Annotated in this window: 8 protein-coding genes; 2 read left to right on the top strand and 6 right to left on the bottom strand. The window is 49.8% G+C overall.

Going from position 1 to position 11,690, the window contains the following annotated elements; translation table 11 throughout:
• Positions 1-84: 84 nt before the first annotated feature.
• Both L3D05_RS11360 and L3D05_RS11365 read right to left on the bottom strand, forming a co-directional pair.
• Positions 85-1,686, bottom strand: a complete 1,602-nt coding sequence (locus L3D05_RS11360; protein ID WP_239616171.1) for a response regulator transcription factor — start codon at positions 1,684-1,686, stop codon at positions 85-87.
• Positions 1,683-3,362 (bottom strand): sensor histidine kinase, encoded by a 1,680-nt coding sequence (locus L3D05_RS11365; protein WP_239616172.1) that lies wholly within the window; start codon positions 3,360-3,362, stop codon positions 1,683-1,685. Before L3D05_RS11365 ends, L3D05_RS11360 begins: the two co-directional genes overlap by 4 nt.
• A 222-nt stretch (positions 3,363-3,584) precedes the next feature.
• Here L3D05_RS11365 and L3D05_RS11370 point away from each other — a divergent pair, with 222 nt between their 5' ends.
• Both L3D05_RS11370 and L3D05_RS11375 read left to right on the top strand, forming a co-directional pair.
• Positions 3,585-4,463: an aldose epimerase family protein gene (locus tag L3D05_RS11370; RefSeq protein WP_239616173.1), complete on the top strand. Its 879-nt coding sequence runs from the start codon at positions 3,585-3,587 to the stop codon at positions 4,461-4,463.
• 34 nt (positions 4,464-4,497) lie between these two features.
• Positions 4,498-5,493, top strand: a complete 996-nt coding sequence (locus L3D05_RS11375) for an aldo/keto reductase (RefSeq protein ID WP_239616174.1) — start codon at positions 4,498-4,500, stop codon at positions 5,491-5,493.
• Positions 5,494-5,536: 43 nt separating this feature from the next.
• On the opposite strand, the gene L3D05_RS11380 is transcribed toward L3D05_RS11375, so the two are convergent.
• From L3D05_RS11380 to L3D05_RS11395, 4 genes are all read right to left on the bottom strand, one after another.
• Positions 5,537-6,439 carry a TetR/AcrR family transcriptional regulator gene (locus L3D05_RS11380; RefSeq protein ID WP_239616175.1) on the bottom strand — a complete coding sequence of 301 codons (903 nt, stop codon included), beginning with the start codon at positions 6,437-6,439 and terminating at the stop codon, positions 5,537-5,539.
• A gap of 42 nt (positions 6,440-6,481) precedes the next feature.
• Positions 6,482-9,613 (bottom strand): efflux RND transporter permease subunit, encoded by a 3,132-nt coding sequence (locus tag L3D05_RS11385; RefSeq protein ID WP_239616176.1) that lies wholly within the window; start codon positions 9,611-9,613, stop codon positions 6,482-6,484.
• Between the two features lie 297 nt (positions 9,614-9,910).
• Positions 9,911-10,930, bottom strand: coding sequence for a 2,3-butanediol dehydrogenase (locus L3D05_RS11390; protein WP_239616177.1), 1,020 nt, complete (start codon positions 10,928-10,930; stop codon positions 9,911-9,913).
• Positions 10,931-10,954: 24 nt separating this feature from the next.
• Complete coding sequence (locus tag L3D05_RS11395; protein WP_239616178.1) at positions 10,955-11,578, bottom strand: TetR/AcrR family transcriptional regulator; 624 nt, start codon at positions 11,576-11,578, stop codon at positions 10,955-10,957.
• Between the last annotated feature and the right edge of the window lie 112 nt (positions 11,579-11,690).

Below are 11,690 nucleotides of genomic sequence, written 5' to 3' on the forward strand. Positions count from 1 at the left end.
GGATTGAATATCCTCATTATAAGGAAATCCGGAGGGGCCACCTACCATAATATTAAGGGATAGATTAGCACGATATTAATCAACTTAGTTGGACAATGCGCGGTACTCCGAAGGCGTACTTCCGTACTTTCTCTTAAACAGCTTGTCGAAGTAACTGAAATGGTCATAGCCAACAGCTGAAGCGATAGCCGATACGGAAAGTTCCCCTTCCTCCTCCAACATTCGCCTAGCCATATCCAGACGCTTGGAATGAATGTATTGGACCACCGTTACTCCGAATTGCCGCTTGAACTGGGAGGCGAGGTATTCCTTGCTGATGAAGAAGCGCTCGGCCAAATCCGCGAGCGACATCGCCTCCCGATAACAGATATCGATATATTCCTTTATCGCCAGTGCCCTATTCGCGGATGCCTTCCCTTCAGGCTTGGCGCCTGCGGCGAGCATGAAGAAATTCAAGCATTCTTCGATAAGCTCCATCGCCTTTATCTTGTCAAAAGCGATCTTCATCACGAAAGGCTCTACGCGGTCCAGAGATTCGGAGGCATACGCTCGGAAGCCGAACTCCGTTTCCACTCGGGTTTGCAACATCGTCCAAGCTTGGAACAGGAACATAGCCGACATGCACCGGGACGAAGACGCGGCCTCGAACAATTCCTCCACTTCTCCCCGGATGCGAAACGCCAGCCCATGCCTAATGAGATGGCAAGATTTGGGGACGAATAAGGTAACGAGCTGCTGCAATTCCGGCGTGGACACCGTTCGGTCTTTCCGCTCATTCATCTTAAGCGCCGAATCCAGCTCCAACGAAGATAGATCGGCGTAGAAAGCAGAATCCTCTAACCTAGTGATCGTCGGAGAATAGTCCGCCATTGCCTTGCTCTCACCTGACGAAACAGTGAAGCAACATAACTTGAGCACCTTCTCGAACGCGTCCTGAAGCCCTCTCAGTAGAGTATCGGAAGAGGTTGAAGCGGGAGCGATCAACCAGTGACACCAATCGTATCGTCCTGAAGGACCGGATAGAAGCTCTGTTCCCACCTGCTCGGCATATTCGGCGATCAACTTCCCGATGGCATACGCTAGCAAATCCTTATCCTTGCGGAATCGCTCCTGCAGCGCCTTGTCGTAATTTTTAAAGATAATCGCATGAACCTCGCAGGAGCCTTCCCGCGCAAACTCAGGGAGCAACGCCAGCTCGTCCTTCGTCAGCATTCGCCCTTCGTACAGATTGCTTAAGACGGAAGCGCGATGCAATTGCGACTTCATCTTCTTCATTTCCTCCCATAGCCTTTCGGTCTGGCGCTGGAATCGATACTTGTCCATCCGCTCCTTCGCTTTATGCAAGGCAGCCTCGATATCTTCTCGATCGAAGGGCTTCAACAAATATTCGACGGCCTCGTTCGAGAGCGCATGCTTAACGAATTCGAAATCGTTGTGCCCGCTAATGACGATAACCGGAGTGTCGAGCTTGAGTTCGCGAATACGCTCCAATAGCTCGTTGCCGTTCATCTCGGGCATAATCATATCGAGCAGAATCAGATCGGGCGTCTCCTCACGAACTGCTGTCAATCCTTCTAATCCCGTCTCTGCCTCGCCGATAAATTCTATCGTTGGCTCAATATCAAGCAATAGCCTTTTCAGCGCCCTTCTTACTTTCGGTTCGTCTTCGATAATGAGAACTCTCATGATGCCGCACCCGCCTTCCAACTTATCGAAACGCTTGTCTGTCCTTGACTTGCACGGATTTCGATCCCTTCCGATCCCGGAAACAAGTATTGGATTCGCTTATGCACGTTCGCTAATCCCACGCTTGTCCCCAGTGAGCCGCTTTCCCGCACGTGAAGCGTCAAGCGGTTCGCTTCGTTCTCGTCGACCATGCCCGCCGTGTCGGTCACCGCCACGATCATGCGTCCGTCTTCCTCCGAAGCCGAGATCACGATCGTCCCCTGTCCTTTTCGCGATATGCCATGGACGACGGCATTTTCCACGATCGGTTGCAAACTTAGCTTCAGGATCGGTGCTTCCTCCAGATGCTTGGGAATGTCGATCCGGAACTCCAGCCGGTGCTCGAACCTATATTTCTGAATGGCGAGATAGTTGCGAGTATGCTCGATCTCCGCGGCAAGCGTCACGATATCGTCCTTGTGATCCGTCGTGTAGCGGAACATGGCCGATAATGATTTAACCATTTTACAAACGCTGTCCGCGCCTATCTCCAGAGCTTCGGAATAGATCGAGGTTAACGTATTGTACAGAAAATGCGGATTGATCTGCGATTGCAGCGCGCGCATTTGCGCGACGGACTCGCTCATCTTCAACTCGTATTCCCGCTTGATCAGCTCTTCGATCCGTTCGACCATCGAACGGAACTGCAGCTCTAGATAACCAATCTCATCCTTGCGCTCGCGCTTCGTGACCCAGCCGGACAGACTGAAGTCCCCTTTGCCTACCTCTCGCATCCTTTTCACCAATCCATAGATAGGCAAGGAGATTTGCCGGGATAGCATAAGCCAGAGTACGATTCCCGCTAGCAGGAAAGCGACTCCCCATAATACCGTCGGCTTAACTGCATCCCAGGCGATTTCCTGAAGCTTCTCCTTCGACAAATACGTTGCGACCGTCCAACCGTAGGCATTCGCCGCGCTTACAATTTCCAACTGATCGCCGGAGTTTAACGGCGCGTTAACCGTCGAATAAATGACCGTTCCGTCAGAGTCGCGAATTTCCGTGTTTTCTAAGATGAAGTCCTTACCCAGCATATTTTGAAAATAAGTGCTTCCCAGATCGATACCGATGACTCCGGCCTGCCTCTTCTCGATGACGTCGGGAATCGACCGTCCCACGAATAGAACGGGCTGTTCGGATGTCGCGCCGTGAATCGAATTGCGGACGACAACCAAATTTCCGTCGAGCTTCTTCGCTTCCTCGATCCATGCCGGACTGTCCGAAGATGCCAGCGTTTGATTCCGTACGTCCAAATACTTGGCGTTGACCTTAAACATCTGATTGCTCGCGTCTAAATACAAATAGACGTTACTGAAGTCGTTTAACGAATGGGTCAAAATCTTAAGCAGATTTTCCACCCGCCGTTGTCTGGCTATCGTCTCTTCGCCCGTGTTCCGATTTTCCGTGACGAAGTTGTATAGCTCGGCAGTCTGATAGATGCTCAGAATATTGTTATCCATGCCGCGAATAGACAGCTCGAACGATTGGTTAAGCCGTTCCGCCTGCGACCTGTATTGCGCGATCATCTCGTTCTTCAGACGATTATTAATCGAATGGAACGATACGAACACATTAACGGCGAGCGGAAGGATCGTACAGAACAACAGCAACAAGAGCAGCTTAGTTTTGATTTTCAAGATGGCTCACCGCCGGGTCATTAAGATCATTAATTCCCCTTATTAAAGCATATGGAAGTCGGCTTTGTAATCCCCCCTCGCTCTCGACATCTCCACAATCGCCCCTAGATTCGACAACATTTCCCAGGAAATGACGAATACCGTTATAAGTAGCGTATTGGGCGCCTTGACCAATATTGGTATAATATAAATACGCACGCCAAGACACAGGAGGAATACCTTTTGACTGCAAATCCCGCTTATCAAATCACCCCATCCTTTGACGGTTTCCCAATCTATGAATTGAAGGAAGTTAGCACGAATTCCACGGTCGTCATTTGCCCCGAACGCGGAGGAATCGTTACGAGCTGCAAGCTGCACGGGATCGAGCTCCTCTATTTGGATCGGGACACTTTCCTGAATCCGCAGGCGAACATTAGGGGCGGAATTCCCGTGTTGTTCCCGATCGCAGGACAGTTAGTCAACGGGGAATACGAATGGAACGGTCAAACCTACCGGATGAAAAATCACGGAGTAGCGCGCATCTTTCCATGGGAAGTCGTCGATACGAACACCGATGGCGCAGCGTCCATCACGCTAGCCTTGCAGAGTAATTCCGAGACGATTGCCGCCTTCCCATTCGAGTTCGAATTGCGGTTTACTTATCGCCTTCAGGACGGCAAACTCGCCATCGAGCAGCAATACATAAATCGGTCCACGGATAGCGAGATGCCTATGGTGTCCGGCTTCCATCCTTATTTCGCGACCGAAAGCAAGAACCTGATGTACGATACCGATGCCACTCGGATGCTGGACTATAACGATAAACGGGAAAAACCTTTCGACGGATCGTTAGTTCTAGAGGGGATGGTAGAATCAGCCGCATTGCTTGACGCCCGCAAGCCGGAAATCAGCTTTCCGTTAGCCCAAGGACGGCGCGTTCACCTCACTTACAGCGAACAGTTCCGATATGTCGTGCTCTGGTCGGTAGAAGGCAAGCCCTTCGTCTGCGTAGAGCCTTGGACGGCTTTGAACGAAGCCCTGAACGATAAAAAAGAACTTCTCACGGTGGCACCTGGCGATACGTTGGACCTAACATTAGATATCGCACTTGAACCTTAAGTCTCCCTTACTTATCCAGAGGAGGAACGCTGAGATGCCTGATGAACGGTCGAAACCTGAATTACGCAAGTTTGGTACCACGGATATGCTTCTCTCCCCGCTAGGACTTGGGTGCTGGCAATTCAGCCAAGCACGCGGACTGGTCGGAGGATTCTGGCCTAAGCTGGATCATTCCCTCGTCCAAGATATCGTCCGGGTTAGTCTAGAAGGCGGGATAAACTGGTTCGATACGGCCGAGATTTACGGCGGCGGCGAGTCGGAGCAAATATTGGCGGAATCGCTTCATGCATCAGGGAGTCTAGCCGAGGGCGTTCATATCGCGACTAAGTGGTGGCCGATCCTTCGAACAGCCGGCAATATTCCGCTTACGATCGATGAAAGGCTTCGCCGCTTAGGCGGTTATCCGATCGATCTGTATATGGTTCATCAGCCCTTCTCCTTCTCTTCCGTCGGTAGCGAGATGAGGCAAATGGCCAAGCTTGCGGAACAAGGAAAAATCCGTAACGTCGGAGTCAGCAACTTCAACGCTAAGCGGATGAAGGAAGCAGACCGTGTATTAAGAGAGCATGGGTTGCGGCTCGCTTCCAATCAAATGAAATACAGCATGCTGGATCGCAGAATCGAGAGCGATGGCGTTCTGGATACCGCCCAAGAGCTAGGCGTTGCCATTATCGCCTATTCCCCCTTAGAACAAGGCATTCTCAGCGGCAAATTTCATGCTAATCCGGAGCTTATTCGCCAAACCCCGGGACCTCGCCGCTTGATGAAAGGGTTCAAGTCCGCAAGCTTAGAGCGCACGAAACCTTTGATCGACGTTCTCGAGCGACTCGCGAAGCAATATAACGCCTCAGCCACTCAAATCGCGCTTAACTGGACGATTCATGCGCATGGTGATTCCATATTCGCGATTCCCGGCGCCTCTAAGCTTCACCATGCCCAAGAGAACGTCAGGGCGATGGCCTTCCGTCTGACCGACGAGGAGATCGGCGAACTAAGCGAAGTCTCTGCCCGAGTCGCGCTTAAAAAATAACGAAAGCCCTTGATCTCCGTTATGGGAGCTCGAGGGCTTTATTTTATACTGGATTTCCTAACAGGCTTTGCTCCAAAAGTTTTAACGGTTCGTCGAGCTGATCCGAAGAGTTCTGTTTAAGCAATGCTAGCATCGCCCGAATAATCAGATGGTTTTTGTGCAGCGGTTTGACGAATTCTTCCTTTAACAATGCCAAGGCCGCTAACATGTCCCTCTGGGTTGATTCATCCCCAGGATAATCCGAATCGACGATGAGATCCATGATTTTTTGAATGAGATCCGTTTTCGCGTTGCTAATCTCAGGAGTTAATCCCGCAAGAGTCCGAAGATTGGCCAAATCCATTGGAGGTAAGATCGGCGTTTCCTTCGCACGAATAATGCCGGATATAAGATCGTCTATACGCCGTACCATAAATCGACTTAATCGGCTTTCGTCGAATTTCTTTTTCTCAAATACGATAGCCTCGAAATATTGCGATACGATGCCCGACATTAATGCCGATGCATCCGCCAAATAATCCTCTACCGAGCTACCGTAGATCGCGAGAAGGTTAGACACGTTCCATACTTGCGATCTTGCCCGCAGGCGAATCATCATCCCTTGAATGTGCGGATGTAATCCCGTCAACGGTTCCTTAATGAGCATCATCATGAAATCCAGATGCTCGCGGAAAAATTGGAACTGCCTTTCCCATTGCAACACGAGCTTCTCTCGGGGAGGCAATCCCGCTTCTTCCGGGAGTACCTCCATCCGATGAAGCATCATCTCGCTGTAGTATTCGAATATGGATATGAGAAGATCATCCTTGGACTTGAAGTAAAAGTAGATGGAGCCTTTGGCCATGCCGAGCTCATCGACGATCTCCTGTATCGTAGTCGCGTTGTAACCTTTGCGCGCGAAACAATGAATCGCCGCATCCAGAATTTGCTTCTTTTTATCCTGCATGACCTGCTACCTTCCTTCTGCAAGCCCGTCTTAACTTACTGGTCAAGCAGCATTATTTTTCGGCTTGCGTTTGATTTTCATCAAAATCTCATAAATGATCGGAACGATTAGCAAGGTCAGCAGCGTCGAGCTGATGAGACCGCCGATTACCGTTACTCCGAGACCTTTGGAAATAATGCCGGCGCTTTCGAATCCGAAGGCAAGCGGCAGAAGCGCTCCGATCGTTGCGAGAGCGGTCATCAGAATCGGACGAAGACGAATGCCGCCCGCTTCGATCAATGCCTCGCGAGTCGATAAACCTTCTTTTTCCTTATGAATCACTCGGTCGATAAGAACGATCGCGTTCGTTACGACGATACCGATCAGCATCAGCGCTCCCATGAGAGCTGATACGCTTAACGTTTCGCCGGTCAAGTACAATGCGACAAGCCCCCCGATAATCGCGAACGGCAAGGAGAACATGATCGCGAACGGAGCAAGTCCGCCTCCGAAGGCTAGGACGAGCACGAGATAGACGATTGCGATAGCCGCTGCCATCGCTAGGCCAAGCTGCGTGAACGTTTCGTTAATCTGCTCGGTAACACCGCCGAATTGCACTTCAACGGTCGCCGGCTTCTCTAATTTCTCTACCTTCGCTTGAAGTTCGCTGGATACTTTCGCCACGTCGGACTTCGTAATGTCCGCCGTTACGTTAACGACCATTTTGCCGTTCTGTCTAGCGATCGAGTTCGGAGAAGTCCCTTCCTCCACTTTAGCTACGTCGCGGATCGGCACAGCCATTCCCAGTGGAGATTGAAGCTTGGAATCCAGTATATCGTCAACGCTCCGATACTCCGCTTTTTCGACGTCTACGTAGACGTTATACGTTTTGCCTTGCTCCTCGACCTGCGTAATAACCGGGCGAACGCGTTGCGGGCTTAAGGCCATTGCGATCTGGCCTGCGGTCAACCCATACTGGCTAAGCTTCGCCTGGTCGGCGACAATCGTGTATTGATCATAGGTTTTGGACAAGCTTGTATCAATTTTATCGAAAGAACTGTCGGCTTTCATAAGATCGGCGATCTGATTAACCACTGGGGTAATGTCTTCCAGGGTTTCACCGAATACGCTAAGGCTGAATTGGCTTCCGCCAAGTCCTCCCCCTTGATTCATCTCTGCCCATTGTCCGGTCGGAACGGCCTTATGCAGCCCTTCGATCAAGGCTTCCTTCTTGTCGGCGAAATCTTTCGTATCGCTCTTGTACTGCATGTAGAACAATCCCGATTTCGATGGTCCCGGCTGAAGAGGGTTCGACCCGCCAACGGAATATTGAAGGTTCGAAATATCCGATTGTTCCAGAATGTATTTCTCGGCAACAAGAGCACGTTGTTCCACGTCTTCGATAGTGTCGCCCGGATCCGGAGAATACGTCACCATAGCGTACTTATCTTCTTGTTCAGGCAAGAAGCTGGCCCCGATTAACGGAACGAGGAACAAGCTGCCTACAAGCAAGGCGAAAGAAATAACTAAAGTAATGATCTTATGGTTCAAAGCAGATGTAAGCAAACGGCGATAGCCATTAGCCATGCGACCCGGTTTCTCTTCGTGATGGGCTTTGTCCGCTTTAACCCCATTCTTGAACATTTGGTGAGCCAACATCGGCACTACCGTAACGGCAACTAGCAATGAAGCCAATAAGGCAAAAACAATCGTTAAAGCGAAAGGAAGGAAAATCTGGCCAACCATTCCGCTTACTAGTCCTAACGGCAAGAATACTGCGATCGTAACGATGGTAGACGACATGATCGGAAGGAACATTTCGCGCGTCGCTTCCAGCACGAGTTCTCTGCCCTTCAGCTTCTCGTTCGCAAGAGACATGCGGCGATAAATATTCTCGATAACGACAATGGAGTCATCGACGACCCGCCCGATAGCAACAGTCATCGCTCCAAGCGTCATAATATTAAGGGTAATGTCGAACTGTTTCAAGAAAAGAACCGCGATAATGAGCGACAAAGGAATAGAAACGATGGAGATTAACGTCGTACGGATGTTCCTTAGGAACAACAAGATGACGATAACCGCGAACAATGCTCCGAATATGGCTTTGCTGAACATCGTCTGAACGGATTCCTCGATCGGCTTACCTTGGTCGAGCAGAACATCAAGCGTAAGATCACTGAATTTAGCCTTCAGCTTATCCGCTTCGTCCTTAACTGCGTTAACGACATCCACCGTATTCGCATCGTTCGACTTAACGATCTGGATCCCGATGGACTCTCTGCCGTTCGTGCGCGAGATGGATTCGGCTTTGCCAAGCAGCTTAATCTCAGCAATATCCCCTAATTGAACGGTTGGCAAGCCTCCCGCTCCAGGGGCGGCATTGTTGACCGCACCCGCTTCAGGAGCCGACGCATTCCCATTTGGCACTGCCGCGTTTGGCGTAGCGGCCGATGGAATGACCGGGATCGCGATCTTCTTCAGATCATCGATCGTCGTTACTCGTCCGTCAACAACTACTGTTTTCTGCGTTTTATCTAATTGGAACAATCCGAGCGGAACTTTCAACGCCGAACCTTGGATGATCCCTTTTACAGTATCTTCGCTAAGGCCTAGCTCCGCGAGCTTATCCTTCTTGAATTTCAACGTCACTTCCTGAACATACTGGCCGGCGATCTGCACGGAAGCGACGCCGGGAATGCCTTCGAGTTCAGGCCGAATTTCCTCGCTGACGATTTTCGTTAGATTTTCCAGACTTCCTTGTCCTGACGCGCTAAGGGAAATGACCGGGAAAGAATTAATCGAGAACTTCGAAATATCCGGAGCCTTAACTCCTTCCGGAAGTGCTACGTCAGCCGCCGCTTCCCTTAGCTGGGCTACGGCAGTGTCCATATTTTGACCGAAATCATATTCGACGAAGAGCGAAGAAACGTTCTCCATCGAAGTCGAAGTGATATTTTTGACCCCTTCAACGTTCTTAAGCCGCTTCTCCAATGGCTCGGTAATATCCTTGACGATAGCATCTGGCGCAGAGCCAGGCGACACCGTCGTGACGCTTAAGAATGGGAAGCTAAGATTAGGCAAGCTCTCTTGCTTCATTGTCAAGCCGGAGTATAACCCCGCGACAATGACGATGATCGTAATCATCCATAAAGCAAATTTATTTTTTAATGAAAACCCGATGACGCTCTTCATTCTCCAATTCCTCCTCTTGATCTCTCTGATGCAAAGCTTATCGAACGACCGTTCGAAAGTCAAATGGCGAAAATGTTAACAGTCTTGATACTCAAGGGAATATTGTTTGAACAGTCGGTCGAACACACTTAAATCACTTCATAGGAATGACTATCACTATTTCTTTATCTATTCCCTCTTAGTCATTTTTTAATTTAAGCTACCCAGACATATGATCAACAAGAGGAATACTTGAAGGGCCGTACAAATAAAAAAGCCCGTCATCGCAGCTAAGCGATGCCGGGCCCTTGTTTATGATTACATGTTCATATTCACTAGAATTTTGCATTGCTTGCGATCTTGGGCAAGCAGCTCGAAACCTTTCTCGACGATATCGTCCAAGGAAATCATGCTCGTTATGACCGCATTGCCATCGATTACGCTGCTCGCGAGAAGACGAATGACTTCTGGGAACAAGTTATTATATGCATAAGACCCGCTAATCTTGGCTTCTGACCTCACGATCATGTTAGGATCGAAGGTAACCGGCTTCTCCCATACGCTGACGACTTTGAATTCGCCGCCTGGCCGAACGGAGCCAACTCCCGCCACGAATGTAGCTTGAACTCCCGCTGCGTCGTAGGCTACGTCTACTCCTCCATTCGTGGCTTCCTTGATAGAGTGAGCCGCATCCGTGTCGATCGGATTAATGGCATGAGTCGCACCGAGCTCAAGCGCCTTCTTGCGCCGCTCTTCCGAAACTTCAACGATAAAGATTTGACTAGCACCCGCTGCCTTAACCGATTGCAGCAGCAGAAGACCAATCGGACCCGCTCCGAAGATCGCAACAGTATCCCCCAACCTCAGTTGGCTCTGACGAACGGCGTGAACAGCAACCGCGGTTGGCTCGACTAGCGCACCCAGTTCAAGGCTCATATTGTCAGGCAACCGAAATATGTTCTCTTGTTTTACGACGGCGTATTCTGCGAATCCTCCGGATAACGTATAGCCGTAACCGTCTTGGCGCACGCATAGATTAGCAAAGCCTCGTTTGCAATTCACGCATGTCCCGCATGCAATCAGCGGCTCAATCGCTACACGATCTCCAACCTTCGTATCCGTAACCCCTTCTCCGACCTGAATGACCGTCCCTGAAAATTCATGTCCGATGACCGGTTGCTTACGAATCGGATAAGGTCCTGCCATGTATTCGTGCATATCGCTTCCGCAAATTCCGGCGAACTCGACTTTTACCTTTACCATGCCTTCTTGCAACGCTGGAAGTTGCGCTTCTTCGACGCGAATGTCTTTTGCTCCGTATAATTTAGCTGCTTTCATGAAATCCATCTCCCTTGTAGGCGTTTACTTGATGACTGTTGGGTTCAAACCATTAAAAACAAATCGAATAACGAGACCCGCTGCTTGCTCCGACGTTATGTCCTGATCGGATTCCGATGGATTAAGGAATGAATCATTGAGCGAAAAGATGAGCGTGCCCATTACGAAATTGACGGCAAATTGAACGGAATCAAACTGGATCGTCCCTTCTAGCTTGCCAGCCTCCAGAATAGACCGAAGCTGCTGCCAGGAGGGCAAAATAACGTTCTTTAGCTTGTCCAGCCTTGGGCTTCGCATCATTAATTCCTGCTGCAAAATATGGATGAGCTCGGGCTCCTCATAGCGGTAGATGACAAAACTTCGTATAAAATCACGTAGCGCCTTCTCTGCAACGGTTAGATCATATGTCATATTCTTGAAGTTTCGATCTAACGGCTCGAACAGGGCATAGAACACATTATCTTTCCCGCCGAAGTGATAAGAGACAAGCGCCAGAGAGACTCCCGCCTTGTCGCAAAGTTGTCTAACGGTAGTCCCTTCAAAACCTTTAGTAGCGAATAGCGATTTGGCAGCTTTAAGAATATCGTTCTTAACATCCTTGATAGCTATTTGCTCTATTTGTCCATCGTTCCCGTTTGAAATGCCCATTCACCTCCCTGGCAATGAATTAAACGATCGTTTTGAACGATCGTTTTGAACGATCGTTTAACACCGCACCTTTAGTATACTCCTGCTTCGCAAAAAATTCAATTCGGCAAAT

This window comes from Cohnella mopanensis, from assembly GCF_022352055.1.
Classification (GTDB): Bacteria; Bacillota; Bacilli; order Paenibacillales; family Paenibacillaceae; genus Cohnella; species Cohnella mopanensis.